Annotated in this window: 28 protein-coding genes, 1 tRNA gene and 1 riboswitch; of the genes, 9 read left to right on the top strand and 20 right to left on the bottom strand. The window is 67.3% G+C overall.

The genetic code is table 11. The annotated features are described in order from the left end of the window. On the top strand, positions 1-369 hold the full coding sequence (locus tag DWG18_RS02665; RefSeq protein WP_240318580.1) for a flagellar protein FlgN: 369 nt from the start codon (positions 1-3) through the stop codon (positions 367-369). A gap of 77 nt (positions 370-446) precedes the next feature. After that, a complete protein-coding gene (locus tag DWG18_RS02670; protein WP_240318581.1) occupies positions 447-1,610 on the top strand; it encodes an ATP-binding protein in 1,164 nt (387 codons plus the stop codon). 60 nt (positions 1,611-1,670) lie between these two features. On the opposite strand, the gene DWG18_RS02675 is transcribed toward DWG18_RS02670, so the two are convergent. The 5 genes from DWG18_RS02675 to DWG18_RS02695 all read right to left on the bottom strand — a co-directional run bounded on the left by DWG18_RS02675 (position 1,671) and on the right by DWG18_RS02695 (position 6,431). Beyond that, entirely contained in the window at positions 1,671-3,410 is a 1,740-nt protein-coding gene (locus tag DWG18_RS02675) for an EAL domain-containing protein (protein ID WP_115645156.1), read from the bottom strand. A 58-nt stretch (positions 3,411-3,468) separates the two neighbouring features. Continuing rightward, a complete protein-coding gene (locus tag DWG18_RS02680) occupies positions 3,469-4,902 on the bottom strand; it encodes a M28 family peptidase (protein WP_115645158.1) in 1,434 nt (477 codons plus the stop codon). 68 nt (positions 4,903-4,970) lie between these two features. Next, a complete protein-coding gene (gene mscL / locus DWG18_RS02685; RefSeq protein WP_115645160.1) occupies positions 4,971-5,396 on the bottom strand; it encodes a large-conductance mechanosensitive channel protein MscL in 426 nt (141 codons plus the stop codon). Between the two features lie 16 nt (positions 5,397-5,412). Then, positions 5,413-6,123, bottom strand: coding sequence for a fumarylacetoacetate hydrolase family protein (locus DWG18_RS02690; RefSeq protein ID WP_115645162.1), 711 nt, complete (start codon positions 6,121-6,123; stop codon positions 5,413-5,415). A 2-nt stretch (positions 6,124-6,125) separates the two neighbouring features. Then, the gene (locus DWG18_RS02695; protein ID WP_240318582.1) at positions 6,126-6,431 is read right to left on the bottom strand and encodes a hypothetical protein; all 306 of its coding nucleotides are present in this window, start codon (positions 6,429-6,431) and stop codon (positions 6,126-6,128) included. Between the two features lie 77 nt (positions 6,432-6,508). Here DWG18_RS02695 and DWG18_RS02700 point away from each other — a divergent pair, with 77 nt between their 5' ends. Then, positions 6,509-6,841, top strand: coding sequence for a Rieske (2Fe-2S) protein (locus tag DWG18_RS02700; RefSeq protein ID WP_115645164.1), 333 nt, complete (start codon positions 6,509-6,511; stop codon positions 6,839-6,841). Here DWG18_RS02700 and DWG18_RS02705 read toward each other — a convergent pair. From DWG18_RS02705 to thiS, 9 genes are all read right to left on the bottom strand, one after another. Next, positions 6,838-7,212 carry a YciI family protein gene (locus DWG18_RS02705; protein WP_115645166.1) on the bottom strand — a complete coding sequence of 125 codons (375 nt, stop codon included), beginning with the start codon at positions 7,210-7,212 and terminating at the stop codon, positions 6,838-6,840. The genes DWG18_RS02700 and DWG18_RS02705 overlap by 4 nt on opposite strands. A 52-nt stretch (positions 7,213-7,264) precedes the next feature. Beyond that, positions 7,265-8,527 (bottom strand): RNA polymerase sigma factor, encoded by a 1,263-nt coding sequence (locus DWG18_RS02710; protein ID WP_115645168.1) that lies wholly within the window; start codon positions 8,525-8,527, stop codon positions 7,265-7,267. Between the two features lie 4 nt (positions 8,528-8,531). Next, positions 8,532-8,942, bottom strand: a complete 411-nt coding sequence (locus tag DWG18_RS02715) for a VOC family protein (RefSeq protein ID WP_115645170.1) — start codon at positions 8,940-8,942, stop codon at positions 8,532-8,534. A gap of 11 nt (positions 8,943-8,953) precedes the next feature. Then, positions 8,954-9,385, bottom strand: coding sequence for a VOC family protein (locus DWG18_RS02720; protein WP_115645172.1), 432 nt, complete (start codon positions 9,383-9,385; stop codon positions 8,954-8,956). A gap of 25 nt (positions 9,386-9,410) precedes the next feature. After that, positions 9,411-9,872: a YciI family protein gene (locus tag DWG18_RS02725; RefSeq protein WP_343195074.1), complete on the bottom strand. Its 462-nt coding sequence runs from the start codon at positions 9,870-9,872 to the stop codon at positions 9,411-9,413. A 72-nt stretch (positions 9,873-9,944) separates the two neighbouring features. Next, on the bottom strand, positions 9,945-11,786 hold the full coding sequence (locus DWG18_RS02730; RefSeq protein WP_115645174.1) for an SLC13 family permease: 1,842 nt from the start codon (positions 11,784-11,786) through the stop codon (positions 9,945-9,947). A 68-nt stretch (positions 11,787-11,854) separates the two neighbouring features. Then, positions 11,855-12,577, bottom strand: coding sequence for a tRNA (guanosine(46)-N7)-methyltransferase TrmB (gene trmB / locus DWG18_RS02735; protein ID WP_115645176.1), 723 nt, complete (start codon positions 12,575-12,577; stop codon positions 11,855-11,857). Next, on the bottom strand, positions 12,577-13,371 hold the full coding sequence (locus tag DWG18_RS02740; protein WP_115645178.1) for a thiazole synthase: 795 nt from the start codon (positions 13,369-13,371) through the stop codon (positions 12,577-12,579). The genes trmB and DWG18_RS02740 overlap by 1 nt, the downstream gene beginning before the upstream one ends. 29 nt (positions 13,372-13,400) lie before the next feature. Then, positions 13,401-13,613 carry a sulfur carrier protein ThiS gene (gene thiS, locus DWG18_RS02745; RefSeq protein ID WP_115645180.1) on the bottom strand — a complete coding sequence of 71 codons (213 nt, stop codon included), beginning with the start codon at positions 13,611-13,613 and terminating at the stop codon, positions 13,401-13,403. A 156-nt stretch (positions 13,614-13,769) separates the two neighbouring features. On the opposite strand from thiS, the gene DWG18_RS02750 reads away from it, so the two are divergent. From DWG18_RS02750 to DWG18_RS02775, 6 genes are all read left to right on the top strand, one after another. Then, positions 13,770-15,662, top strand: coding sequence for an autotransporter domain-containing protein (locus tag DWG18_RS02750; RefSeq protein WP_115645182.1), 1,893 nt, complete (start codon positions 13,770-13,772; stop codon positions 15,660-15,662). Between the two features lie 56 nt (positions 15,663-15,718). Continuing rightward, a tRNA-Gly gene (locus tag DWG18_RS02755) sits at positions 15,719-15,792 on the top strand. Positions 15,793-15,853: 61 nt separating this feature from the next. Further along, positions 15,854-16,315: a RimK/LysX family protein gene (locus DWG18_RS02760; protein WP_205289389.1), complete on the top strand. Its 462-nt coding sequence runs from the start codon at positions 15,854-15,856 to the stop codon at positions 16,313-16,315. Then, positions 16,312-17,220, top strand: coding sequence for a 30S ribosomal protein S6--L-glutamate ligase (rimK, locus tag DWG18_RS02765; RefSeq protein ID WP_115645184.1), 909 nt, complete (start codon positions 16,312-16,314; stop codon positions 17,218-17,220). Before DWG18_RS02760 ends, rimK begins: the two co-directional genes overlap by 4 nt. A gap of 307 nt (positions 17,221-17,527) precedes the next feature. Further along, positions 17,528-18,211 carry a response regulator transcription factor gene (locus DWG18_RS02770; RefSeq protein ID WP_115645186.1) on the top strand — a complete coding sequence of 228 codons (684 nt, stop codon included), beginning with the start codon at positions 17,528-17,530 and terminating at the stop codon, positions 18,209-18,211. Positions 18,212-18,298: 87 nt separating this feature from the next. Further along, positions 18,299-19,624 carry a HAMP domain-containing sensor histidine kinase gene (locus tag DWG18_RS02775; protein WP_115645188.1) on the top strand — a complete coding sequence of 442 codons (1,326 nt, stop codon included), beginning with the start codon at positions 18,299-18,301 and terminating at the stop codon, positions 19,622-19,624. Positions 19,625-19,767: 143 nt separating this feature from the next. On the opposite strand, the gene DWG18_RS02780 is transcribed toward DWG18_RS02775, so the two are convergent. The 6 genes from DWG18_RS02780 to ahcY all read right to left on the bottom strand — a co-directional run bounded on the left by DWG18_RS02780 (position 19,768) and on the right by ahcY (position 25,499). Continuing rightward, positions 19,768-20,685, bottom strand: coding sequence for a branched-chain amino acid transaminase (locus tag DWG18_RS02780; RefSeq protein ID WP_115645190.1), 918 nt, complete (start codon positions 20,683-20,685; stop codon positions 19,768-19,770). 57 nt (positions 20,686-20,742) lie between these two features. Beyond that, positions 20,743-21,348: a hypothetical protein gene (locus tag DWG18_RS02785; protein WP_115645192.1), complete on the bottom strand. Its 606-nt coding sequence runs from the start codon at positions 21,346-21,348 to the stop codon at positions 20,743-20,745. Positions 21,349-21,394: 46 nt separating this feature from the next. Then, the gene (locus DWG18_RS02790; RefSeq protein WP_115645194.1) at positions 21,395-22,033 is read right to left on the bottom strand and encodes a hypothetical protein; all 639 of its coding nucleotides are present in this window, start codon (positions 22,031-22,033) and stop codon (positions 21,395-21,397) included. A gap of 108 nt (positions 22,034-22,141) precedes the next feature. Then, the gene (metF, locus tag DWG18_RS02795) at positions 22,142-22,963 is read right to left on the bottom strand and encodes a methylenetetrahydrofolate reductase [NAD(P)H] (RefSeq protein ID WP_115645196.1); all 822 of its coding nucleotides are present in this window, start codon (positions 22,961-22,963) and stop codon (positions 22,142-22,144) included. Between the two features lie 142 nt (positions 22,964-23,105). Next, on the bottom strand, positions 23,106-23,783 hold the full coding sequence (locus DWG18_RS02800; protein ID WP_115645198.1) for a hypothetical protein: 678 nt from the start codon (positions 23,781-23,783) through the stop codon (positions 23,106-23,108). A gap of 285 nt (positions 23,784-24,068) precedes the next feature. Then, positions 24,069-25,499, bottom strand: a complete 1,431-nt coding sequence (gene ahcY / locus DWG18_RS02805) for an adenosylhomocysteinase (RefSeq protein WP_115645200.1) — start codon at positions 25,497-25,499, stop codon at positions 24,069-24,071. A gap of 35 nt (positions 25,500-25,534) precedes the next feature. After that, positions 25,535-25,627, bottom strand: a riboswitch (S-adenosyl-L-homocysteine riboswitch). Positions 25,628-25,722: the final 95 nt, after the last annotated feature.

The raw sequence follows: 25,722 nt of genomic DNA on the forward strand, positions 1-25,722 counted from the left end.
ATGCTCGCCGCCGCCTACACCGCACCATCGCCCACGCAGGTGGGTGAAGCGCTCGACGCGCTCGAATGTGCACTGCAGGACGAGCGGCAGGCATTGCTGGACAACGATGCCGATGCGCTGTTGCGCTCGACACAGGCCAAGATCGCGGCGCTGCGCCGCGCCGAGTCGCTGCAACCGGGCCATGCCGACGCGATGCGCGTCAGCGCCCTGAGCGAACTCAATCGCGCCAACGGCATCCTGCTCGCCCGACGTCGCCGCGAGGTGACCTGGGCACTGCGTCATTTGGGTCGCGTGGAGAGCTCCGGCGTGTACGATGCCGGAGGTCAGGCGGGCGTTCGCCCGCAGTCGCGATGCCTGGGCGTGGGATGAGCGCGAACGAGACCTCGACACCCGTCACTTCGAATCCCTGGACCGTGCAGATGCGGTGGGCGGCTGACGTCGCCCCGATGGCCGTTCTGCTGCTCGACGATCGCGGCGAGCTCGCCTATGCGAACGCCAGCGCACGCCGCCTCGCTGCGCGTCTCGATCCCGCCGCACACGACGATCCTCATGCCGCGCGCCGGCTGCTGACGCTTGCGAACGACACCGACTGGTCGATCGCCCGCGTGCAGGGCCATTCGCGACGCGATGTGCAGGTGCGGCCCGACGTGATGCTCGCGGTCGAACTGTTCTGCGGCAGCGGCGAGAACGACGGCCAGCGGTTCGTCGCCATCACCGACATCTCCGCGCGCAGCGCGCGTGAACGCGAGCTCCAGCAGCGCCACGACGAACTCGAACGTGCCTACCGCTCGCTGTCAGGCGCGCAGGAGCAACTGCTGCAGAGCGAAAAGATGGCGTCGATCGGCCAGCTCGCCGCCGGCGTCGCGCACGAGATCAACAACCCGATCGGCTACGTGCACAGCAACCTCGGCACGTTGCGCGAGTACGTCTCCGCACTGTTCGCGATGATCGAGACGTATGCGAGCGCGCTCGCGGCGCCCGACCCGCTGATCTACCGCAACGACATCCGTGCGCACCGCGAGAAGCTGGACATCGACTTCATCCTCGGCGACCTGCCGCAGCTGCTCGACGAATCGCGCGAAGGCATCGAGCGCGTCACGCGCATCGTGCAGGACCTCAAGGAGTTCTCGCACGTCGGCCGCAACGAGACGATGCGCCCGTCGGACCTGATCAAAGGCCTCGAATCCACGCTCAACATCGTGTGGAACGACCTCAAGTACAAGGTCAAGCTCGAGAAGATCTACGGCGACATGCCGCTGGTCGAATGCCATACGTCCGAGATCAACCAGGTCTTCATGAACCTGCTGATCAACGCCGGGCAGGCGATCGCCGAGCGCGGCGTGATCACGCTGGCCTGCGGTCAGGAAAACGACGAAGCCTGGGTGAGCATCGCCGACACGGGTTGCGGCATTCCGGAGGAAGCGCTCGGTCGGATTTTCGATCCGTTCTTCACGACCAAGCCGATCGGTCGCGGCACCGGCCTTGGCCTCGCGATCTCGTATCGCATCGTCGAGAAGCACCACGGGCGGCTCGAGGTGCAGAGCATCGTCGGACAGGGCACGACGTTCCGCGTGGTGTTGCCGATCCGGCAGCCGGAGGCGGCGGGCTGAGGTTTCCGCGTTGCCGACTTGGCTGTGTCGACGCAGAAAAGGTCAGCGCGGAAAAGCGACCTAGAACCCGACCTCTTCCCCCTGCATCCGCCGCTCATGCGCACGGAATGCCGCCTGGATGTGCTCGCGCAGTTCGTCGTCGTTCCAGGGCTTGGTGAGGAAGCGGTAGATCGCGCCCTGGTTCACCGCTTCGGTGATGGACGCGAGGTCGGTGTAGCCCGACAGCACCATCCGCACCGTGTCCGGATACAGATCGCGCACGCGGCCGAGGAATTCGGTGCCGCTCATGTCGGGCATGCGCTGATCGGACACGATCACCTGCACGCGATTGCTGGCCAGCAGGTCGAAGGCCTCGCGCACGGAGTTCGCGGTGAGGATCTGGTAGCCGTCGCGACGGAACAGGCGGACGAGCGAACGCAGCACGTTCTCTTCGTCATCCAACAGCAGCAGCGTGCGCTCGGGGCGGGTCTGTGCGAACGCTTCCGGCAGCAGGAACCGCTTGCGGATGAGCTCGCCGAGTGCTTCCGCCGGCTGCGGTGCGCTGAAGATGTAACCCTGGAAGAAGTCGCAGTGGTTGCGGCGAAGGAAGCCGAGCTCGGCTTCGCTTTCGACGCCCTTCGCGCAGACCTTCATGTCGAGGCGATGGCCCATCGCGATGATGCCGCGCACGATCGCGGCCGAACGCGTGTCGCTGGTGACGTTGCGGATGAAGCTGCGATCGATCTTCAGGCGATCGAGTGGGTACTGCGCGAGCGCGGCGAAGGACAGGCCGCCGAGGCCGAAGTCCTGCACGGTCAGCGTCGCACCGAGTTCGCGCAGGCCGACGAGGGTTTCGTAGGTGTGCCGCGCGTCCAATGACAGTGCGCCTTCCGGCACCTCGAATTCGAGGGCGCGGCCCGGCAGGTTCAGGCGATGCAGCAGCTCGCCGATGCGGTCGCGGCAGTCGGGTTGCGACAGCAGCGTCGTCGGCAGGTGCACCGAGATGGTCAGGTAGTCGATGCCTTCGTCGCGCCACTGCGCGAGCTGGCGCGCCGCCGCCTCGACAACCCACGAGCCCAGGCGCGCCGACAGACCGACCCGTTCGACGATGTCTAGGAAACGGTTTGGCCGCAGCAGGCCGTTGCTCTCCGAGTTCCAGCGCAGCAGCGCGGAGAAGCCGGCGAGCGACCCATCGTGGCCGTTGACGAACGGTTGGTAGAACAACCGGAATTCGTCGCGGTCGAACGCATCGGCGAAGCGCTGCGCGAAGCCGTCGTTGATCGGTCCGCGATCGGGTCGGCCGGAATACAGACCGACGTTGTCGAGACCGATCTGCTTCGCGTGGCGCAGCGCGTGCTCGGCGGTGGCGAGCAGGGCGGCCGCGTTCTGTGCGTGGTCCGGAAACACCGCGATGCCGATGGAAATGGTGATCGGCAGCGTGTACGGGGGAATTGACAGCGGCACTTCGAACGCGTCGCGCATGCGTTCGGCGAGCGCTTCGCCATCGGCCTCGCCTTCGCGATAGCCGATGCCGGCGATGAATTCGTCGGTACCGCGACGCCACAACCACGCGTCGGCCGGCATCGCATTGCGCAGCCGCTGGGCGACGGCGGCGAGCACCTGGTCGCCGACGTTCTCGCCCATGTTGCTGTTGATCGAGCCGAACATGTCGACGTCGATGTGCAGCAGCGCCACCTTACGACGGGTGGCCGCTGCGGCGGCGATCGCGGTGGCGAGGGCGGGGCCGTTGGCGCCGAGGCGGTAGATGCCGGTCACCGGATCGACCGGGACGCTGCCGTACTCGTCGTAGCGTTGGCTCATGCGCGCAGTCTAGGCGGTCACACGGGCGCTGCGCAGCGCCCGCGTAAGGACAGCGGCTTCAGTGGCCGGCAGCCGGTGTCTCCGGCGGCTTGGGCGCGCTGCCGAAGCTGCCGTCGGCCGAGGCGGCGAGGTAGGCGAACACCGCGTAGGCCGCGGCGTTCTGCTGGATCGCCGCCGGGTCGATCTTGTCGAAGGTGTCGTCCGGCGTGTGGTGCAGGTCGAAGTACTGCGTGCCGTCCTGCGCGAGCGATGCCCACGCGAGGCCCAACTGCGCGAACGGGCCGATATCCGAGCCCGGGCCTTCGCCCTTGCCCTTCTCGAGGCGCGAGATGCCCAGCGGCGCCAGCGCCGACAGGATCTGCTCGTCGGCTTCCCGCGCATTCTCCGGCAGCGAGCTCGCATACCCGTAAATGCGATCGGCACCGAAATCGCTCTCCGCGCCGATCTGGTGCTTCTTGATATCGGGCAGGTGACGCGTCGCGTACGCGCGACCGCCGTGCAGGCCCTGTTCCTCGTTCGCGAACGCGATGACGCGGATCGTGCGGGCGGGATGCTTGGGCAGCTTCGCGATCATCGCGCCGGCCGCCATCGAGATGCCCACGCCCGCACCGTCGTCGATCGCGCCGGTGCCGAGATCCCACGAATCGAGATGCCCACCGATGACGACGACTTCGTCCGGCTTCGAACTGCCGCGCACTTCGCCGATGACGTTGTACGACGTGTATTCACCATTCCAGCCGCAATCGAGCGCGACGCGGATCTTCTGCGGACCCATCGCGACCAGACGCGATAGCTGCTGCGCATCCGGGGACGACAGGGCAGCCGCCGGAATCGGCTTCACTCCGTCGTCGAAGCGCGTGAGGCCAGTGTGCGGCATGCGATGCGAATCGGTGCCGGCCGAATGCATCACGTAACCGATCGCACCTTTCTGTGCTGCGGTATTCGGGCCGCGCGAACGGATGCGCGAACCCATGCCGTAGTCGTCACCACCGCGCTTGCGCTGCATCTGGAAATCGATGAAGACGATCTTGCCGGCGAGCGAACCTGCCGGCGCCGCTTCCAGCGACTCGAGGTCGGTGAAACGCACGACCTCTCCTTCGACGGTGCCACCGGGGCTGCCGCCGAGCGCGGTCAACTTCATCGGCTGCGAATGCGCGCCCAGGATCTCGCCGCTTTCGCTGCGACGCTCCCATTTGGGGAACGTTACCGGTTCGGCGTACACCTTGTCGAAGCCCAGCGACTTGAACTTCGCCTTCGCCCATTCCACCGCGCGCGCGTCGGCTTCGCTGCCGGCCATGCGCGGACCGACTTCGGTCGTCAGCGATTCGGTGATGCGGTAGGCGAGATCGCTCTGCAGCGCCGTCTCGCGCAGCTTCGACGCCTGTGACATCGCGGCATCGGGAATCCGCACCGGTTTGGCGGCGTCCGCGGCCAACGCGGGCAGCGACGCAAGGGCGAGGGAGAGTGCCGCCACGATCATCCGGGTGCGCATGCGTCGAACCTGCTCGGGGAAACCCCGGAGGGTAGCAATGCGTCAGCCGTGTACGGCCGTGACGTTGGTCATGGTGGTGTGACGGACTTCGCCTTCAGGAGGTCGCGGATTTCGGTCAGCAGCACGACGTCTTCCGGCGGCGCGGCGGGCGCGTCCTCGGCGGGCTTGCGCAGGCGGTTGTAGGCGCGCAGCACGAGGAAGATCACGAACGCAATGATCAGGAAGTCGAGCGTGGCCTGCAGCACCGCGCCGTACTTCAGCGCGACTTCCGGTGTCGCGACCTTGCCGGCCGCGTCGAGCATCGCGGGCTTCAGCACGACCTTCCACTGGTCGACGCGGACGCCGCCGGTCGCCATCGCGATTACCGGCATGACCAGGCCATCGACCAGTGCGCTCACGATCTTGCCGAACGCCGCACCGATGACGACACCGACCGCGAGGTCGACGACATTGCCACGTGCGATGAAGGCCTTGAACTCGTCGAGGAATCGCACTTGGAAGTCTCCGGGATCAGGCGGGAAGGATGCGGCCGTCCAGCACGGCGATGTCGTCGAGCGTGGCGTGGAACCGGTCGCCCGGCACCAGCGCGGCGACGCCGGCTGGCGTGCCCATGAAGATGAGGTCGCCGGCCTTCAGCGCGTAGAGCTTGGACAGCTCGTGCACGATGTCCTCGACCGTCCACACCAGATCGGTCAGCGCACCGTGCTGGCGACGCTCGCCGTTGATGTCGAGCGAGATCGTGTGCTGCGTGTAGTCGCCGACGCGCGCGGCCGGAACGAGCGAACTCACCGGCGCGGAATGATCGAAGGCCTTGCCGATGTCCCAGGGCAGGCCCTTCGCTTTCGCGTTGCCCTGCAGGTCGCGGCGCGTGAGGTCCAAGCCGACGCCGTAGCCGAACACCAGATCGAGCGCGTTCGCCGGATCGATCACGCCGGCCGGCGCGTCCTTGCCGAGCGCGACGACGAGCTCGACTTCGTGATGCAGATCCTTCGTGCCCGGCGGGTAGGGCACCTGCCCGTCGAGCACCACCGCGTCGGCGGGCTTGAGGAAGAACACGGGCGTGCCGCGGTCGGTTTTCGACGTCGGCACCGCCGCGCCCATCTCGCGTGCGTGGTCGGCGAAGTTGCGGCCGACGCAGTAGATGCGGCGGACGGGAAAATGATCGGAGGTGCCGTCGACCGGGATGCGGACCGGCGCAGGAGCGGAAACGACGTCCGCCATGCTCAGCGCGAGAGCAGCGGGCGCGGAACGACGCGGTACGTACCGTCGAGCACGCGATCGCCCGACGGCGCACGCGGCGCACGGCGCAGCAGCTTCCAGCCGAGACCGCCGATGATCATCACCGCGCCGACCGCCACCGCCACCACGAGGAACGCCGCCAGCAGCGCGAGGCCGAATAGCGCCAACACCACGCGCAGTGCGCGGTGGCGCGGCTTGCGCGGCTCGATCACGGTGCGGAACACGCCGCGGACGGGGCGTTCGGCGCGGCCGAGCAGGTCGGAAAGGCGGAGCAGGGTATGCAGGCGCATGAGAAACTCACCGGGTCTTGCGAGCGTCGGAGTATCCGGCGGTCCCCCGGGTACGGTGTGAGGGAAGCGTTAATTTGATGAGCCAGGTTCTCGTTTCGCTCGACGCGCTCGTCGAGGGCCAGCCATCGGAGGCCGAGGCGTTGATCGACGGCGAGCCGGAGTCGCTGATCGTGGTGCGCACCGGCGAACGCGTGGACGCGTTCCTGAACGTCTGTCCGCATGCGGGGCGCCGGCTCGACTGGGCGCCGGGCAAGTTCCTGCTGACCCGCGAGGGCCTGCTGGTCTGCGCTGCGCACGGCGCGTCGTTCTCGCTGCCGTCGGGCGAGTGCGTCGCGGGTCCCTGCAAGGGCGATTCGCTGCGCCGCGTCGACGTACAGGTCGACGCCGGCGACGTCCGTCTCGCCGACTAGGCGCCGACGCGTCGACGCACCGCGTCGATGTCGCGCACGGGCCGCACTTCGATCGCGCCGTAGCGCGTCCAGGGCATCGACTCGGCGATGCGCACCGCTTCGTCGAGATCCGCGGCTTCGATCAGGTTGAAACCGGCGAGGTATTCCTTGGTCTCCGCGAACGGGCCGTCGCTGATGCGCGTTGCACCGTCGCGATGCCGCACGGCGCGGGCGGTCGACGGCAGCTCGAGTTGTTGCGATTGCAGCAGTCGGCCTTCGGTGCGCAGTTCGTCCGCGTTGACGAAGCAGTGGTGCATGTGGCGATCGAACTCGTCCTGCGGCAGCGCTGCCAGGCGTTCGTCGTCGATGTACACGAGCAGGAGGAACTGCATGGGCGGCGTCCGGGCGGCGGTCGCGACATGCTGCGCGCACGCGGCGCGCCTGTCACGCGGCTCCGCAGCGGGCCGCGCGGTCGAGCAGGACGCGGCGCTCGCGCACGTTGCGCGTGAGGGCGGCGGCGCGTTCGAAGTCGATGCGGGCTTCATCGGCGCGACCGAGGCGGTCGAGCAGGTCGGCGCGCACGGCGGGCAAGAGTGCGTATTCGCCGAGGGCGCCCTCTTCGATGAGGCGATCGACACGCGGCAGCGCGTGCTCGGGACCGAACGCCATCGACTCGGCCACGGCGCGATTGAGTTCGACGACGGGTGATGCGGTGACGTCGGACAGCTGCGCATAAAGCGCGGCAATGCGCGCCCAGTCGGTCGCTTCGGTGGACGGCGCACGCGCATGGCAGGCGGCGATCGCGGCCTGCAGCGCGTAGGGACCGTCCGCGCCACCGAGTGCGACGGCGCGATCGAGTTCGGCCAGGCCGTGCAGGATCAGCGTGCGATCCCAACGGCCGCGGTCCTGGTCGGCGAGCAGAATCGCGTTGCCGTCCGGATCGGTGCGCGCATTGAGGCGCGACGCCTGCAGTTCCATCAGTGCGACCAGGCCGTGTACTTCCGCCTCGTCCGGCATCAGTCCGGCGAGCACGCGACCGAGACGCATCGCGTCCTCGCACAGCGCAGGACGCACGAGGTCGTCGCCGGCGGTCGCCGAATAGCCTTCGTTGAACACGAGGTAGAGCACCTGCAGCACCGCATCGAGACGTTCGGGAAGTTCCTCGCGTCGCGGCACCTCGAACGGCACCTGCGCATCGCGAAGCTTCTGTTTCGCTCGCACGATGCGCTGCGAGATCGTCGCGTCACGCGTCAGGAACGCGCGTGCGATTTCCTCGACGGTGAGGCCGCCGAGCAGGCGCAGCGTCAGCGCGACGCGCGCGTCGAGCGGCAGCACCGGATGGCAGGCGACGAACATCAACCGCAGCAGGTCGTCGCCGATGTCGTCGTCCGCGGCCATGTCGGGCCCTCCGTCGCGCGACGTGTCGTGCACATCGAGTTCCACCGCGTATTCGCGTTGACGCTCGCCGTGCAACGAGCGCTGGCGCAGGTGGTCGACCGCACGATGCCGGGCGGCCGTCATCAGCCACGCGGCGGGGTTGTCCGGCACGCCGTCGACGGGCCAGCGCTGCAACGCCTGCACGAGGACGTCCTGCACGATTTCTTCGGCGACGCCGACATCGCCGGTCATGCGGGCAACGCGTGCGACCAGCCGTGGCGATTCCATTCGCCACAGCGTGTCGAGCTGGCGCGCCGCGTCGTTCGTCATGGGCTCAGGCGGCCGCCGGCATCTGCGACGCGTCCATCCAGAACAGGCCCCACTGGTGCCCCTCGGGGTCGTTGAACGCGCGCTGGTACATGAAGCCGGAATCTTCGGCGTCGTGCTCCGTGACCGCACCGGCATCGACGGCGCGCTGGTGGAAATCGTCGACCGCCTCGCGCGAATCGAAGGACAGCGTGAGGAAGTGCTGCGTCGACGTGACGGGATCGCCGGCGTCCTTCTTGGTGAACGACTGGAACAGCGGTCGCGCGAGGAACATCAGCTGCACGCCGTCGTTGAGGCCCACGCAGACGGCCTGTTCGCCGCTGAACTTCGGATCGATCGCGAGGCCGAGCGCTTCGACGAAACGCCTGGTGCGCGCGACGTCGGCGACGGGCATGTTGAGCCAGAGCGGGTGGTTCATGCGCGGTGTCCTCAGTGCGGCGGCTGCGCGGTCGGGCAGTTGACCATCCACGGCTTGCCGAAGCGATCTTTCAGCATGCCGAAGCGTTGCGCCCAGAACGTCGGTGCCAGCGGCATGGTGACCTGCGCACCTTCGGACAGCTTCGCCCAGATGCGCTCCGCCTCCTCGGGGCTGTCGACGGAGATGTTCACTGTGGTCGACCCCGCGGCCGTGCTGGCGTCGCAGCCTTCACCGCCGCCGCCATCCGAACCCATCAGGGCCGCGCCACCGACCTGCAGGTGGATGTGCATGAGCCGGTCGTGCGTTTCCGGCGGCATCTCGGCCGCCATCGGCGATTCGCCGAAGGTCGCTACGTAGACGAACTCGCCGCCGAGCGCGGCGCGATAGAACTCGAAGGCCTCGCGGCAGTTGCCGTCGAAGGCGAGGTAGGCGATCAGTTGCATGGTCGGTCTCCTTGGATAGACGGGATCAGTCCTGTGCGAGCTGCGCGCGCTTGCGGGCGTCACTGTCGCGAAGTTCGTCGGTCGCCGCATCGAAGTCGGCCATCTCCCAGACGGGGCGGATTTCCAGGATGCCGCCGTCGGCATGCGGCTTGGGGCAGCGACGCGCCCACTCCAGCGCCTCGTCCATCGCGCGCACCTGCCACAGCCAGAAGCCTGCGATCAGCTCGTGGGTCTCGGCGAACGGGCCCGCGTGCAGGCGGCGTGCGTCGCCATCGAACGACAGCCGGAAGCCGAGGGACGACGGCTTCAGGCCTTCCGCGGCCAGCAGCACGCCGGCCTTGATCAGCTCGTCGTTGAAGCGATCCATCGCCTGGATCAGTTCGAGGTTCGGCATTTCGCCGGCTTCCGAGGCCCTGCTGGCCTTCACGATCACCATCACGCGCATTGTCGTGTCTCCATTCGACCAGGCGTCATTGCCGGCCTTCATGGAGTACGACGAACGAGGAACGTGGATTTCGACATCGCCGCGCCACCGGCCGACGAACGGTTGAAGCGGCCGTCAGAACAGCAGGTTGATCATCAGCACGGTGACGGCCGTATAGATCAGCGTGAGCGGTCCACCGACGCGCCAGAGATCCCGCGGCGTGTATCCGGCGGGGCCGGTGATCATCGGGATGATCGCGTTCGACGGGGTCAGGAAGTTGTTCGACGCCGCCAGCGCGACGGTGAGCGCGAACGCAGTCGGATTGCCGCCCACCGCCAGCGCGAGGTTGATCGCGAGCGGTACGACGACAATGGTGGCACCGACATTGCCGATCGCGATCGAGAACGCGGTCGTGCCGAGCGCGATGAAGATCTGCAGCACCCACGCCGGCAGCCATTCGGGCAGCAGTGCGATCGTGTGGCCCGCGAGCCATGCCGCCGCGCCGCTCGAGTCCATCGCCCAGCCGAGCGGAATCAGGCAGGCCATCAGGAACACCGTCTTCCAGCTGATGGCCGCGTAGGCCTCGTCGATGTCGATGACGCCCGCGATGAGCATGCCGGCGACGCCGGTCATCATCGCGATCGGCACCGGCAGGCGCGACGACAGTGCGAGCAGCATGGTGATCGCAAAGATCACCAGCGCGGCCTTGAGCTTGTGCGGGCGCGTCTTCGCCTTCGGATAGTCGGTAACGACCACGAGGTCACGCTGCGCGGTGAGTTGGGGCAGGTCGCTCCACAGGCTGTGCAGCACCAGCATGTCGCCGGAGCGCAGCGGCACGTCACGCACGTCGTCGCGGATCACTTCCTTGTCGCGATTGATCGCGAGCAGGCTGACACCGTAACGGCGGCGCAGCTGCAGCTCGCCGGCGGTGCGGCCGATGTAGCGCGAGATTGCCGGCACGACCGCTTCCGAGATGCCCGAACGCGCGGGATTGAACGTGTCGGCGAAGTCATCGAGCCGCGAGCTGACCTTCAGGCCCTTGCGCTGCGCGAAGTCGCTGACCTGCTGCTCGCTGCCCATCACGCCGAGCACGCTTCCCACCGCGATACGCGAATCGGCCGGCGGCGCGAGGCGGCTTTCCTCGCCGTTCTTGAGCGCGAGCAGCAGCGGTGCGCCGAGCAGCTTTTCCGCCTCGCCGACGGTGAGGCCGGCGAGCGCGCTATCCGGCGCCACGGTGAGTTCATAGACGTCACCGTTGATGCCATAGGCATCGGCGAAATAACTCTGCGTGCGGCCGGGCGTCGCGCCCTTGCCTTCGGCGTCGGGCAGCTTGCGACTGCCGTAGTAGTGGAAGTACGCGATCGACGCCGCGAGCAGCGCCAGGCCGATCGGCATCGGCGCGAACATCTTCAACGGCTGCAGCGTCGCCGCACCCGATGGCAGGTTCGCGTTCGCCGCGACCAGCAGGTCGTTGAGCAGGATCAGCGGCGAGTTGCCGACCATGGTCAGACCGCCGCCCATCACGATCGCCGCGGCGATCGGCATCAGGAACTTCGAGAGCGGTAGGCCCGTACGCGACGACAGGCGCGCGGCGACCGGCATGTACAGCGCCATCACCGACGGGTTCTGCATCAGTGGGGAATTGATGCCGGCCGCCATCGTCGTGAGCAGCATCAGGCGCTTTTCGTCGCCGTGCGCACGGCGCAGCAGCCACGCGGCGAGGCGATTCACCGCGCCCGTGCGATCCAGGCCCGCGCCGAGGATCATCGTGCCCATCACGCTGATCACCGCGTTACCGGCGAATCCGTTGAACAGCGATTCGGGATCGACGAGGCCGGTCAGCCCCAGCAGCACCAGCACGACGAGCGCGACGACGTCGGCGCGGATGCGCTCGAACAGGAACATCACCATGGTGAAGGCGGCGATCGCCAGCACCACGACCATGTCCTGCGTCAGCGGGAGTGCGGTGTCGTCCATCGCTCAGCCGACTCGCGAAGACGCGCGATACGCGCGGGTGGCGAGAGGGGCGAGGGCGACCGTCGCTGTCATCCGATGCGGTTGTACACGAGGTCCCAGACGCCGTGGCCGAGCTTCAGGCCGCGTTTCTCGAAATGCGTCTCCGGTCGCCATTCGGGCCGCGGCACATGGCCGCGCGCACCGGCGCTGTTCGCAAGGCCGGGCGTCGCGTCCAGCACGTCCCACATGTGCTCGGCATAGCCTTCCCAGTCGGTCGCGAGATGCAGCAGGCCGCCCGGCGCCAGCTTGCGTACGAGCAGTTGCGCGAATGCGGGCTGCACGATGCGGCGCTTGTGATGCTTCTTCTTGTGCCACGGGTCCGCGAAGTAGATGCGGACTTCCTGCAGCGCGCCGTCGGCGATCTCGTTTTCGAGCACTTCGACGGCGTCGTGGTGGTAGACGCGCACGTTGTTGGTGCCGTCGGCGGCCAGCGCATTGAGAAACCGGCCGACGCCGGGCGCATGCACCTCGATGCCGATGTAGTCGCGCGCCGGATCGTTCGCCGACGCGAAACGCAGGGCCTCGCCGTTGCCGAAGCCGATTTCCATGACGCGCGGCGCGCCGCGCCCGAACGCGGCGTCGAGATCCTTGTGCGCGCCGGTGTAATCGAGACCGTAACGCGGCCACAACTGGTCAAAGGCACGCTGCTGCGCATCGCTGAAGCGCCCCTGCCGCAGCACGAAACTGCGGATGCGGCGGTTGCCTTCCTCGACGGTGAACGGCTTCGCGTGCGGCGCGTGCGGCTCGGTCATCAGCCGATCAGCCCGTCCACCGGCGACGACGCACTCGCGAAACGCTTGCGCGGAATGCGGCCCGCCTTGAATGCGGCGCGGCCGGCTTCGACGGCGAGCTTCATCGCATGCGCCATCAGCACCGGATCCTTCGCGCCGGCGATCGCGGTGTTCATCAGCACGCCGTCGCAGCCGAGCTCCATCGCGATGCTTGCATCCGACGCGGTACCGACACCTGCGTCGACGATGATCGGCACCTTCGCCTGCTCGATGATCTCGATCAGGTTGTAGCGGTTCTGGATGCCGAGGCCCGAACCGATCGGCGCCGCCAACGGCATCACTGCCACGCAGCCGATCTCTTCAAGGCGCTTGCAGAGGATGGGATCGTCGGAGGTGTAGACCATCACGTCGAAACCGTCGCGCACCAGCGTTTCGGCGGCGGCGAGCGTCTGCACGACATCGGGATAGAGCGTGCGCTGGTCGCCGAGCACTTCGAGCTTGACCAGCTTGTGACCGTCCAGCAATTCGCGCGCGAGGCGACAGGTGCGCACGGCGTCGTCGGCGGTGTAGCAGCCGGCGGTGTTGGGCAGGATCGTGAAGCGGTCGGGCGGCAGCACGTCGAGCAGGTTCGGCTCGCCCGGGTTCTGCCCGATGTTGGTGCGGCGGATCGCGACGGTGACGATCTCCGCGCCGGCGGCTTCGGTGGCGACGCGGGTCTGCTCGAGGTCGGCGAACTTGCCGGTGCCGGTGAGGAGGCGGGACGAATAGGTGACACCCGCGATGACGAGCGGGTCGGTCGAGGCGAAATCGGTCATGGCGCGATTATCGCATCGTCACGGCGGGCTCAGCCCCCACCGAGCGCGTGCACGATCTCGACGCGGTCGCCGTCGTGCAGCGCATGACCCGCATGCCGGCTGCGTGGCACGATCTCGCCGTTGATCTCGACGGCGACGCGTCGCTCGCCCAGGCCTTCGAGGTCGAGCAGGCCGCGGAGGTCGGTGGCCGCGGGGACGTGGCGGGTCTCGCCATTGAGCTGGAGGGTAAGGCTGGAGTCCATGCGCGCATTGTCGCCGCGCGCCCGGTGAGGCGCACCCCCGCCGCCGCTCGTCCGGCATGCCCGACGGCGCTTGCGTAACGGGATGTTCACGTGATTGGATGCCGGCCATCCGCCCGCGTACGCCGGCGGTTTCCCAACGTTTTCAAGGACGCAACGATGAAACCTGTCCGTACCGCGCTGGCCGCCGCCCTCGCGCTCGCCGCGATGCCCGCCTTCGCGCAGACCTATTCGCAGACCATCTTCTTCGGCGACTCGCTGACCGACACCGGCGCGTTCCGTCCGGCGCTCGTTGCGCAGGCCGGCCCCTCGGCCGCGATCGCCGGTCGCTTCACGACCAACCCGGCGCTGATCTGGTCCGAGTACCTCGCCGACTTCTACGGCACCTCGGCGAATCCGTATTACCAGTACGGGCTGCCGAATACCTCGACGGCGCTGACCACGAACGCCAGCGGTACCGACTTCGCCATCGGCGGCGCGCGTGTCGCGACCGACACGCCGAACCCGTTCGCTCCGACCGCGCCGCCGGCGATCGCGCCGCGTGTCGCCTCGCTGCAGACGCAGGTCAACACCTACCTCGCCAATAACGGCGGCCGCGCGGATCCGAATGCACTGTTCACCGTGTGGGGCGGTGCGAACGACATCTTCGGCGCCGTGGGCACGCCCGCGACCGCGGCCGCGACGACGACCGCCGCCGCGAACGCGCAGGTCGCGATCGTCAACCAGCTCAGCAATGCCGGCGCGCGCTACATCCTCGTGGCCACCGTGCCGGACATCGGCGCCACGCCGTCGTTCCGCGCGCAGGGCGCCGCAGCGCAGGGCAATGGCACCGCGCTGTCGAACCTCTACAACACGACGCTGTTCAACGGTCTCGCCTCGGGCAACGCGAACGTCATCCCGCTCGACACGTTCCACCTGTTGAGCGAAGTGATCGCCAACCCGGCGCAGTTCGGCATCACCAACACGACGGGCACGGCGTGCCAGCCGCAGATCACCGCGCAGTCGCTGACCTGCAACCCGACGACCTACGTCAACGTCAACGCGCCGTACACCTACCTGTTCGCCGACGGCGTGCATCCGTCGCTGGCCGGCCACCAGATCATGGGCAACTACGCGGTCTCGATCCTCGAGGCGCCGCGCCAGATCCAGCTGCTCACGCACACCACGTCGGTCATCAACCGGTCGCGCGCCGAGATCGTCGGTGGCGAGGCGATGGCGCGTTCGATGGTCGAGGGCGACGCGATGCACTGGTGGGTCAACGCCCGCGGTGACTTCCAGCGCTATGGCAAGGGCGATGTGTACGACGGTCAGGGCCCGTCGCTGACCGGCGGCGTGGACTGGAAGTCGGGCAACCTCGTGTACGGCGCGTTCGGCGGCTTCGGTCGCTCGTCATTCGATTGGGGCCAGCGCGGCGGCGAGTTCGACCAGCACGACGCGACCCTCGGCGGCTACGTCGCCTGGCACAGCGGCGCGGCCTGGGTCGACGGCCAGCTGAGCTACACCCGCACCAACTACGACACCGACCGCCACGTGCAGCTTGGCGTCGCCGAGCGCATCCACCGCGGCGGCACGAACGGCAACACGCTGACGATCGGCGCCGAGGGCGGCTGGGAGTTCGGTACCGGCGCGTTCAAGCACGGTCCGGTGGTCGGCGTGCTCTCGCAGCACATCGACATCGATGGCTTCGCGGAAGACCAGCCCAAGCTGTCGACCTCGCTGGCGTATCCCGACCAGTCGTTCGACTCGCTGATCGGCAAGCTGGGCTGGCAGGCGCACTACGACGGCGGCGCAGTGACGCCGTACGCCCGTCTGACCGTGGACAAGGAATTCGAGGATCAGCCGGAGCAGGCGTTCGCGCGCTCGCAGTCGCTGGGCACCACGGGTGACTACGCGGTCCCGGGCGTCGAGCTCGACGACACCTACTCGACGCTGACCTTCGGCGTGCGCACCAAGATGTTCGGCCTCGACACCAACGTCGGTAGCAGCCTCACCGCGATGCAGAAGGGCGGCAACGACGCCTCGGTGTTCCTGACCGTCGGCGGCGGGTTCTGATCGACCGGCCGCGCGCGTTGCCAAGCGGCGCGCGCGCGGCCTAGACTCTGCCCGCCGCGGGTGTAGTTCAATGGTAGAACTGCAGCTTCCCAAGCTGCTAGCGTGGGTTCGATTCCCATCACCCGCTCCACATTTTCGAAACGGCGACCCGTCACACTGGTCGCCGTTTTCTTTTGCGCCAGGGGAATCCATTGGACACCGCGTCGTCCCGTATCGTGGTCGGCTGGCGTGAGCGCGTGGCGTTGCCGGATCTCGGCCTCGCCGCACTCCGCGCGAAGATCGACACGGGCGCGCGCACGTCCGCGCTCCACGTCGACGCGCAGTGGCGGTTCGAGCAGGATGGCGTCCCGTGGGTCGGCTTCCGCATCAGCCCCGGCGGACGTCAGGTCGTCGAGCTCGCTGCACCCGTGCACGACGAGCGTACCGTGGTGGACTCCGGCGGCCACCGCACCACGCGCATCTTCCTGCGCACCCGCATGCGGCTCGCGGGCGTCGACTGCGACGTCGAGGTCAACCTCGCTCACCGTCACGGCATGCGGTTTCCGATGCTCGTCGGCCGGACCGCGCTCTCCGGAATTTTTACGGTCGATCCTTCACGATCCTTCCTGCACGGCCGCGCTCCGCGACGGTCCAAACTGCCGACGCCCCCATGAAACTCGCGATCCTCTCGCGCAACAGCTCGTTGTACTCCACGCGCCGGCTCGTCGAAGCCGCACGCGAAGAAGGCCACACGGTCCGCGTGCTCGATCCGCTGCGCTGCTACATGCGCATCGCGTCGGAAGGCTTCGCCATGCACTACAAGGGCAAGCCGCTGACCGGCTTCAATGCGGTGTTGCCGCGCATCGGTGCGTCGGTGACGCGATACGGCTCGGCGGTGCTCCGTCAGTTCGAGCTGATGGGCACGTACACGCCGAATCCGTCCGACGCCATCCTGCGCGCGCGCGACAAGCTGCGCGCGCATCAGTTGCTCGCGGCGGAAGGCATCCGTATGCCGATCACCGTCTTCGGCGACAACCCGGATGACACGAGCGACCTTCTGAAGCTGCTGGGTCCGCCGCCGCACGTCATCAAGCTCACCGAGAGTTCGCAGGGCGCGGGCGTGATCCTCGCGGAGAAGCTGTCCGCATCGCGCGGCATCACGGAAGCGTTGCGTGGCCTTTACGCGAACTTCCTCGTGCAGGAATACATCGCCGAAGCGAAGGGCGCCGACCTGCGCTGCTTCGTCGTCGGCGACAAGGTCATCGCGGCGATGCGTCGCCAGGCGCCCGCCGGCGAGTTCCGGTCGAACCTGCATCGCGGCGGGACCGCGGTCGGGGTAAGGGCGTCGAAGGCAGAGGTCGAGGTCGCCGTCCGGGCGACCCAGGTGCTGGGCCTGGGGGTCGCCGGCGTCGACCTGATCCGTTCGGACCGGGGGCCGCTGGTCCTCGAGGTGAACGCCTCACCCGGCCTCGAGGGCATCGAGAATGCGTCGAAAAAGGACGTTGCCGGTGAAATCGTGCGCTTTGTTGCACAGGCGTGCCCGCCAAAAAAGGCGGCTCGAACCGCCCGTAAGAAATAACGAATTACTAACGAAAAAACCGGTATGTCCTTAACCATCGTTTAAGGGTTTCGGGCGTAGCGTGCCCCGACCGCAGCTCATCCCGGGGTGGCTCCTCGGCGGGCCGCGGTAATCGGGGTAACACCTTTTTGCCCGGGCGCTCGCGTCCGGGCACTTTTTTTGGTGCCGCTGGTCGGATGTGAAGACGAAGCATGAACAGCCGTCTGACAGAATCGAGACCATGCACACACGAACCCCCGATCCCCGCGCACACAACCCGCATCCGATGGTCGCGGGCGGTAGCCGGCTCCAGCCCCAGGAAACCTCCATGCGCATCCTTGTGATCGAGGACAACCCCGACATCGCGGCCAACCTCGGCGACTTCCTCGAGGACCGCGGCCACACCGTCGACTTCGCGGCGGACGGCATCACCGGCCTGCATCTCGCCGTCGTGCACGACTTCGACGCGATCGTGCTCGACCTCAACCTGCCGGGCCTCGACGGCCTCGAGGTCTGCCGCAAGTTGCGCAACGAAGCGCGTAAGCAGACGCCGGTGCTGATGCTCACAGCGCGTGATTCGCTCGACAACAAACTCGCCGGTTTCGACTCCGGCGCGGACGACTACCTGATCAAGCCGTTCGCGCTCCAGGAAGTCGAAGTGCGCCTCGCGGCGCTGTCGCGTCGCGGCCGCGGCGTGCAGACGCGCGTGCTCAACGTTGCGGACCTGGAGTACAACCTCGACACGCTCGAGGTGCGTCGCCAGGGCAAGCTGCTGCAGCTCAACCCGACCGCGCTGAAGATCCTGCAGGCGCTGATGGAAGCGTCGCCGGCGGTGGTGACGCGTCAGGAGCTCGAGACGCGCGTCTGGGGCGAGGAGCTGCCGGATTCCGACTCGCTGCGCGTCCACATCCACGGCCTGCGTTCGGTCGTCGACAAGCCCTTCGGGAACCCGTTGATCCAGACCCGCCACGGCATCGGCTACCGCATCGCGGCGCCCGACGGCGGCGCCTGATCGGCTCGCATCCCCTGTGTCGCGCGGCCCTCGTGAGCGGCCGCGCGAACGCATAGACTGCGTCCATCCCGCACGTCCCTGACGACCATGGCGTCCGCCCCGGCCGAGACCCCGCGCGCCCGCACGCGCACCCGCTACCGCCGACGCCTGCGCAGCCGAATCATTCTCGGCTTCGTGTTGCTTGGTTTCGGCCTGACGGCGCTGTTTGCCGTATCGACACTCGCGCTCCGCGACCGTCTCGAAAGCCAGTTGGTTGAGCGCACGCTCATGCTGGAAGCGAACAGCCTCGTTCAGCAGGTGGAAGCTGATCCTGCTGCGCCGAAGTACTTCCTTACTTTCGACGCGAAGACGTGGAGCGATCGCAAGGCTTATACCGTCGACCCGCACTATCGAGATCTAAGTCCCGGAATACATGATGTGCGGCAGCGCGCGCCCGATGGCACTCTGCGCGATTACAAGGTCGCTATCAAGAAGGGACGCTTAGAGAATGGTGAGGCGTTTACGTCGCTTATCCGATACGACGTCACCGAAGCTGCGCAAACGGCAATCAAGCTGCGTCAAGGCGTCGTGTGGACCGTCTTGGCGTTCACCTTGCTGTCGTTTTTGCTCGGCTGGTGGTCGGCGTCGCGCGTGATGAGTCCCGTGCTCGAACTGGCGCGACGATTGAAGAAGTCGCGTGCGGGGCTCGACGAACCGTTGGCGAACGACTTCGCCGATGACGAAGTCGGCCAGCTGGCGGCCGCCCTTGATGAATACTCCGCGCGGCTCACGCACGTCGTGCAGCGCGACCGCGAGTTCAATGCGGACGTCAGCCATGAATTGCGCACGCCGCTCGCGGTGATTCGCGGAGCGATCGAATTGCTGCTCGCACGTCCGGATCTGGATGAAAAGACGCGCAATCGCATGCTGCGCATCCAGCGATCCGAGCAGCAATGCACCGACTTGATCGGCGCGTTGCTTCTGCTGTCGCGCAACGAACGGGGATCGGGCAGCACGGACGTCGCCAAGGTGTCCGAGCAGTTGCTCGATGCGCATCGCGCGCAGCTGGGCGGCAAGCCGGTGACGCTGCGCGTGGAAGGACAACGGGGATTGGTGGTCGACGCGCCCGAGTCGGCCGTCACCGTCGCACTCAACAACCTGATCGGTAACGCCGTGAAGTACACGTCGGAAGGCGAGGTGGTCGTGCGTCTGCAGCCGCTCGCCGTGGACGTGATCGATTCGGGGCCGGGGTTGAGTGCGGAAGACGCTGCGCGACTCTTCGAGCGCGGCTACCGCGGCACGCATGCCGGACATTCGCAGGGTGGCGGCATCGGCCTGTCGATCGTGCGGCGGCTCTGCGAGCTGTACGGGTGGAACGTGCAGGTGAAGCCGGGCGCCGAGCGGGGCGTGGTGGCGACGCTGACGTTCGGGTAATCGTTGCCGCGATGTCACGCGAGAGTGTCTTGCCTGTGCGCATCGAAGTGACATGTGCCGTGCGACCGCTTGCCTCGTGAACGCGCGTTGCGCGCAAATAAAAACCGGCGCTCGAGGCGCCGGTTTTTCTCTGATGCCTTGGCTCAACCCTCGAGCGGTTCAAGCCAGCCGTAACGATCCGGCGTCGTCCCTTCGAACAGACCGAAGAACAGGTCCTGGATGCGCTTCGTGACCGGCCCCGGCTTGCCGGCGCCGACCTGGCGGCCGTCCACCGAACGGATGGGCGTGATCTCGGCCGCCGTGCCGCACATGAAGAGCTCGTCGCAGAGGTAGAGGTATTCGCGCGGGATGTCGCGCTCGATGACGGTGATGCCGGCCTCGCGGGCGAGCGTCATGATCGTGTTGCGCGTGATGCCGTTGAGCAGCGCCGCGCTGACCGGCGTGGTGTGCAGCGCGCCGTCGAACACGAGGAAGAGGTTCTCGCCGGCGCCTTCGCTGAGCAGGCCGGTCGAAGCGAGCGCGATGCCTTCGCCGAAGCCGAGCCGGCGCGCCTCGCGCGCGATCAGCTGGCCCGAAAGGTAATTGCCGCCGGCCTTGGCGCCCGCCGGGATCGTGTTCGGCGCGAAACGCTGCCAGCTGGAGACGCAGGCGTCGATGCCCTGCTCGAGCACGCCTTCGCCCAGATACGGGCCCATGAACCACGAGGCGACGGAAACATCGACCGGCGTTTCCGCGGACAGACCGAAGCCGCCCAGGCCGCGATAGGCCAGGGGACGCAGGTAGGCGCGCGTCAGGCCGTTGCGCAGGATGACCTCACGGCAGGCTGCATTGATCTCGTCCAGCGAGTACGGCAGCTCCATGTCGTAGATGCGCGCGGACGCGAACAGACGACGGTTGTGATCCGTCAGACGGAAGATCGCCGGGCCGTTCGGCGTCTCGTAGCAGCGGATGCCCTCGAACACCGACGAGCCGTAATGCAGCGCATGCGACATCACGTGGGTGGTGGCGTCGGCCCACGGCTTGATCGCGCCGTTGTGCCAGATCCATTCGGGGTAATGCATGCGCGCGAGTCCGGGGTAGGGAGACCGCACATTGTCCCATGAGGTGGAGCCCGGTCGTCAGTCGACCAGTGGAGCGGGAGCCGCAGGCGGGGCGTCCGCATCGGAACGCGTCGCGGGGCGACGGGCCCCCGGCTCGACGATCCACCAGCAATCCAGATACTTCCGCAGCCCGAAGACGGCGCGGATCGGTGTGCTCCCGCGCGCGGAGGTCTGCTCCAGGCGCAGCGCCACCGGCGGACGCGTGGGAACGGTGGTCGGGTAGGGCTCGTTGGGGTTGCCGGGCCAGACGGGCTGCAGATCTACCAGCGGCCGGTCGACCACCGCCTGCAGCCGGTCCATGAGCGCGTAACCCGCGCGCGTGCCGATGCCGTCCCAAAGGTAGACACCCGCCAGCCGGTTGACGTCGTGCGCCTCGACCGCCGACGTCACTTCGAAGGCCAGGTCGCGCAGGGTGCGCGGGCAGGCCGGTCGGTAGCTGCGCAGTTGCGGCGCGCCGCCTTCGGGCGCCGGCTTGGCCTTGCGTTCCTGCGCGCCGATCGCGTCGCAGCGCTGGTCGGTGTAGACCAGCGTGCCGTCCGCCAGGACGCAGTGGCGCACCTGCGCGAACCCGGTCAGCGGGGCCGTGCATAGGAGAAGGGTGATGAGGAGCAGGAGCCGTCGCACCCGCCAAGCCTAAGGCCGGCGCGGCGCGACGTCGCCCCGTCGGCAATCAGAACTTGACGAAGTAGCAGCCCGCGTAGCGCTCGACGTTCAGCTCGAGCATCTGCGGCGCGCTCTTGCCGACCAGCGAAACCTGCAGGATGCCCGCGCGGCCGTCGCCGGTGTCGCGGTCGTTCGATGCGAGCTGCAGGCCGAAACCGATCTGCGCGTCGAAGTACTGCGTCGACATCACACGCTCCTGCGTCAGCTGCTCGAGGTGCTTCATGACCGGCAGCGCCTGCTGCTTGGTCATGCCCGCCCACTGCCAGCTCTCGGCGAGACGGTTGACGTCGCGCATCGCCAGCGAACCCTGGATGTCCATCGCGAGCTGCGTCGGCGTGCGCGCACACCCGTCGGCGAGGGAGCGACGTCCCGTGTTGGCTGACGGTGCGATCGCGTTGCTCTGGTTGACGTCGGCATACGCCTCGGGCTCGCGCGAGGCTTCGCTCATCAGGCGCATGCCGAGGTCCTGCGACATGGCCTCCGGATGCGCGCCGAACATCGCGCACGGCTTGTCGGTATAGACGGCCGTACCGTCAGGCGCGCGACACCGCTGAATGCCGGTGTACGCCGCCTGCACGTCCGGCGAAGCGGGCAGCGTCAGGCCGAGACCCAGCGCGATCGTCAACACGGACATCGGAACTTTCATGGCACGCACCTGCGAACTTCAGTGCGTGAAATGCTGGGAACGATCGCGTCAACGCGAAGTGTGACGAAGGCCCTTTAACTGAATCCGTCACGAACAAAACGCGCGCATTTAGCGCATTTGCGCGAGAACGTTCAGAGTCGGTTTGGAGAGATTCAGCGTGTAGAAGTGCAGCGACGGTGCGCCGCCTTCGACCAAGCGGCGGCAGAGCTGCGCGACGACTTCCGCGCCGAATGCGCGGATGCTTTCCGCATCGTCGGCATACGCGAGCATGCGCTGCTCGATCCAGCGCGGGATTTCCGCACCGCAGAGTTCGGAGAAGCGGCGGATCTGGCTGAAGTTGGCGATCGGCATGACACCGGGCACGACCGGGATGTCGATGCCGGCGCGACGCACGTCGTCGACGAAACGGAAATACGCGTCGGCGTTGTAGAAGTACTGCGTGATCGCGCCGTTCGCACCGGCGCGCACCTTGCCGATGAAGTTCTTCAGGTCGACCTGCGAGTCCCGCGCCTGCGGATGCATTTCCGGGTACGCCGCGACTTCGACGTGGAAGTGATCGCCGGTTTCCTCGCGAATGAAGCGCACCAGCTCGTCGGCATAGCGCAGTTCGCCGGCGCTGACCATGCCGGAGGGCAGATCGCCACGCAGTGCGACCAGGCGTTTCGCGCCAAGGGCACGGTAGAGCTTGAGCAGACCGCGGATTTCTTCCCGCGAACCCCCCATGCACGTGATGTGAGGGACAGCCTCCAACCCACCGGTACGAAGCTTCTGGATGGTCTCCGGCGTGTGGCTGAGAGTGGACCCGCCAGCGCCGAACGTAACGCTGACGTACTCCGGACGGTGCCTCTTGAGCTTGGCGACCGTATTGTCGAACTGGGCCTGCTGCTCGGGCGTCTTCGGCGGATAGAACTCGAAGCTGACGGGAACCATGGCGCGCCCACAAAGGAGATGGGCAGGATTCTATCTTTCTATCGCGATGGATAGAAACAGTCCCTCCCGTTCTCGCGAAACAGGCGAGCCGTGCGGTCGCGGCCCGTCAAGGAACCGGAAGGCGCTCAGGCGTCTCTGCGCGTCACTGCGTGCTGCGGGACGCGTCGGCGACCGCGCCACGCACCAGCCGCCCGGAGCGCGCGTCCAGCGACGCGGCGTGCCCCGTGGTGTCCAGCAGCTGGAACGGTACGCCGCCGGTCTTGAGCTCGTACGGGCTGAACCAGCTCATGGCGCTGGACGGCGTCGACGCCCCGACCGCGATCACGCGCTCGGGGAATCCCGCACGACGCAGCACGTCGTCGGTCTGGCGATCGTTGTGCGCCATCAGCTTCTGCCGGACGACGTCGGGCAGGGCGAGGGACGGATCGAGCGCGCTGCGGTGCAGGCCCAGGCCCGAGTCGAACGTCATCTCGCGCGTATTCGCGGCCGCCCACATCAATGCGCACGCGCTCGCGCAGCGACCGGACACGCGGACCGCGAGCCCGCGCCTGTTCGCCAGCTCGGCGACGCGCAGCGCCTGTGCGCGCATGCCGCCCGGGCCGTTCACGATCAGCCGCTGTGTGTCCGGATTGCGATCGAGCGCCGCGCGGATGTCGCTCTCGAACCGATTGCCGATGACGCCGGTGACGAGCAGTGCGTGCTGCGCTGGCACGACCTGCACCGTCGCGTTGTCGTCATCGACATCCGGTGCACCGGCCGCGCGCGAGGCGCCTGCGGCCAACAGAAAGGCGAGGTTCGCCGCGACAAGAAAACGCTTCACGAGTGCACATTCGATTCCGGATCCCCGGGTCCATCGTCGCGCAACGGTGTACGCACTCCGTGCCGTTCGTCGCGGAATCATTTCGAATTCGGCAACTGAATGTGCGCACGTCCGCAGTTTCACGCTAGTGGTTCACGCGCTTCTCACGCCGGCCGTGTTGCGGAAGACCCGCGCATGGCCTGCTTGCTCCACGCCACGCAATTCAAGCGGCTGCGACGCCCAATGCGCGGAAAGAAAACGGGCGCCGAAGCGCCCGTTTCCCCGTATCGCGATACCGCCGCTTGATCAGTAGCGGTAGTGATCCGGCTTGTACGGGCCGTCCTTGTCGACGCCCAGGTACGCGGCCTGCTCGTCGGTCAGCACGGTCAGCTTCACGCCGATCTTCTCGAGGTGCAGGCGAGCCACTTCCTCGTCGAGCTTCTTCGGCAGGATGTAGACCTTCGGCTCGTACTCGTCCTTCTTCGCCCACAGGTCGAGCTGCGCGAGCGTCTGGTTCGAGAACGAGTTCGACATGACGAAGCTCGGGTGGCCGGTGGCGCAGCCCAGGTTCACCAGGCGGCCTTCGGCCAGCAGGAAGATCGAGTTGCCGTTCTCGAACGTGTACTTGTCGACCTGCGGCTTGATGTTCGTGTGCTTCGCGCCCGACTGGTACAGCGCATCGACCTGGATCTCGTTGTCGAAGTGGCCGATGTTGCAGACGATCGCCTGGTCCTTCATCCGCTTCATGTGATCGAGCGTGATGACGTCCTTGTTGCCGGTCGTGGTGACGTAGATGTCGCCGCGGCCGAGCGTGGACTCGACGGTGTTGACCTCGAAGCCTTCCATCGCGGCCTGCAGGGCGTTGATCGGGTCGATCTCGGTGACCACGACGCGCGCGCCGTACGCGCGCAGCGAGTGCGCCGAACCCTTGCCGACGTCGCCGTAGCCGCAGACCACCGCGACCTTGCCGGCGAGCATCACGTCCATCGCGCGCTTCAGGCCGTCGGCCAGCGACTCGCGGCAGCCGTAGAGGTTGTCGAACTTCGACTTGGTGACCGAGTCGTTGACGTTGATCGCCGGCACCAGCAGCGAGCCTTCCTCGGCCAGCTTGTAGAGGCGGTGCACGCCAGTGGTGGTCTCTTCCGAGACGCCCTTCCAGTCGGCGACGACCTTGTGCCAGAAGCCCGGGCGCTCATCCTTGACGCGCTTGAGCAGGTTCTTGATCACCTGCTCCTCGTGCGAGCCCGACGGGGTGTTGACCCAGTCGGAACCGTTCTCGAGCTCGTAGCCCTTGTGGATCAGCAGGGTGACGTCGCCGCCGTCATCGACGACGAGCTGCGGGCCGAGGCCGCCGGGGAACGTCAGCGCATCGAGCGTGCAGTCCCAGTACTCCTCGAGCGATTCACCCTTCCACGCGAACACCGGCGTGCCCGACGCGGCGATGGCGGCGGCGGCGTGGTCCTGCGTCGAGAAGATGTTGCACGAGGCCCAGCGCACGTCGGCGCCGAGGTCCTTCAGCGTCTCGATCAGCACGCCGGTCTGGATCGTCATGTGCAGCGAGCCGGTGACGCGCACGCCAGCGAGCGGCTTGCTCGGCGCGTACTTGCCGCGGATCGACATCAGGCCCGGCATTTCCTGCTCGGCGATGTCGAGTTCCTTGCGGCCCCAGTCGGCGAGCGAGATGTCGGCGACCTTGTAGTCACCCTCGGTCGAGAAGGTCTTGATCTGTGCGTTCATGGATTGCTCCGTTCAGGAGTCCGGAAAGGACTCGCGTCAAACGGGCGCCGTTACAGGAAAACCGTGCCGAGCCTGATTCCGAAAACACACGCCGGTCGGCGGTCGGACTTGCAGCGCCCCTCGGCAGGGCCCGGGCATTCTATCGCGTCGCGGCCGGCCGCACCCGGCCGACGCCCCAACGCCGGCGGCAGCCCTTGAACGGAGCGGCGTGCGAAGCGGCTGT

The sequence above is a fragment of the Lysobacter sp. TY2-98 genome (assembly GCF_003367355.1).
Classification (GTDB): Bacteria; Pseudomonadota; Gammaproteobacteria; order Xanthomonadales; family Xanthomonadaceae; genus Cognatilysobacter.

Coding starts and splice junctions, on each gene's coding strand:
- DWG18_RS02725 (WP_343195074.1), bottom strand. CDS start 9,872: ATGAAGGCCGGCAATGACGCCTGGTCGAATGGAGACACGACAATGCGC.
- DWG18_RS02775 (WP_115645188.1), top strand. CDS start 18,299: ATGGCGTCCGCCCCGGCCGAGACCCCGCGCGCCCGCACGCGCACCCGC.
- rimK (WP_115645184.1), top strand. CDS start 16,312: ATGAAACTCGCGATCCTCTCGCGCAACAGCTCGTTGTACTCCACGCGC.
- DWG18_RS02705 (WP_115645166.1), bottom strand. CDS start 7,212: ATGCAGTTCCTCCTGCTCGTGTACATCGACGACGAACGCCTGGCAGCG.
- metF (WP_115645196.1), bottom strand. CDS start 22,963: ATGGTTCCCGTCAGCTTCGAGTTCTATCCGCCGAAGACGCCCGAGCAG.
- DWG18_RS02790 (WP_115645194.1), bottom strand. CDS start 22,033: ATGAAAGTTCCGATGTCCGTGTTGACGATCGCGCTGGGTCTCGGCCTG.
- DWG18_RS02770 (WP_115645186.1), top strand. CDS start 17,528: ATGCGCATCCTTGTGATCGAGGACAACCCCGACATCGCGGCCAACCTC.
- DWG18_RS02700 (WP_115645164.1), top strand. CDS start 6,509: ATGAGCCAGGTTCTCGTTTCGCTCGACGCGCTCGTCGAGGGCCAGCCA.
- DWG18_RS02675 (WP_115645156.1), bottom strand. CDS start 3,410: ATGAGCCAACGCTACGACGAGTACGGCAGCGTCCCGGTCGATCCGGTG.
- DWG18_RS02720 (WP_115645172.1), bottom strand. CDS start 9,385: ATGCAACTGATCGCCTACCTCGCCTTCGACGGCAACTGCCGCGAGGCC.
- DWG18_RS02780 (WP_115645190.1), bottom strand. CDS start 20,685: ATGCATTACCCCGAATGGATCTGGCACAACGGCGCGATCAAGCCGTGG.
- DWG18_RS02715 (WP_115645170.1), bottom strand. CDS start 8,942: ATGAACCACCCGCTCTGGCTCAACATGCCCGTCGCCGACGTCGCGCGC.
- DWG18_RS02690 (WP_115645162.1), bottom strand. CDS start 6,123: ATGGCGGACGTCGTTTCCGCTCCTGCGCCGGTCCGCATCCCGGTCGAC.
- trmB (WP_115645176.1), bottom strand. CDS start 12,577: ATGACCGAGCCGCACGCGCCGCACGCGAAGCCGTTCACCGTCGAGGAA.
- DWG18_RS02730 (WP_115645174.1), bottom strand. CDS start 11,786: ATGGACGACACCGCACTCCCGCTGACGCAGGACATGGTCGTGGTGCTG.
- DWG18_RS02680 (WP_115645158.1), bottom strand. CDS start 4,902: ATGCGCACCCGGATGATCGTGGCGGCACTCTCCCTCGCCCTTGCGTCG.
- ahcY (WP_115645200.1), bottom strand. CDS start 25,499: ATGAACGCACAGATCAAGACCTTCTCGACCGAGGGTGACTACAAGGTC.
- DWG18_RS02670 (WP_240318581.1), top strand. CDS start 447: ATGGCCGTTCTGCTGCTCGACGATCGCGGCGAGCTCGCCTATGCGAAC.
- DWG18_RS02750 (WP_115645182.1), top strand. CDS start 13,770: ATGAAACCTGTCCGTACCGCGCTGGCCGCCGCCCTCGCGCTCGCCGCG.
- DWG18_RS02695 (WP_240318582.1), bottom strand. CDS start 6,431: ATGCGCCTGCATACCCTGCTCCGCCTTTCCGACCTGCTCGGCCGCGCC.
- DWG18_RS02665 (WP_240318580.1), top strand. CDS start 1: ATGCTCGCCGCCGCCTACACCGCACCATCGCCCACGCAGGTGGGTGAA.
- thiS (WP_115645180.1), bottom strand. CDS start 13,613: ATGGACTCCAGCCTTACCCTCCAGCTCAATGGCGAGACCCGCCACGTC.
- DWG18_RS02740 (WP_115645178.1), bottom strand. CDS start 13,371: ATGACCGATTTCGCCTCGACCGACCCGCTCGTCATCGCGGGTGTCACC.
- DWG18_RS02710 (WP_115645168.1), bottom strand. CDS start 8,527: ATGACGAACGACGCGGCGCGCCAGCTCGACACGCTGTGGCGAATGGAA.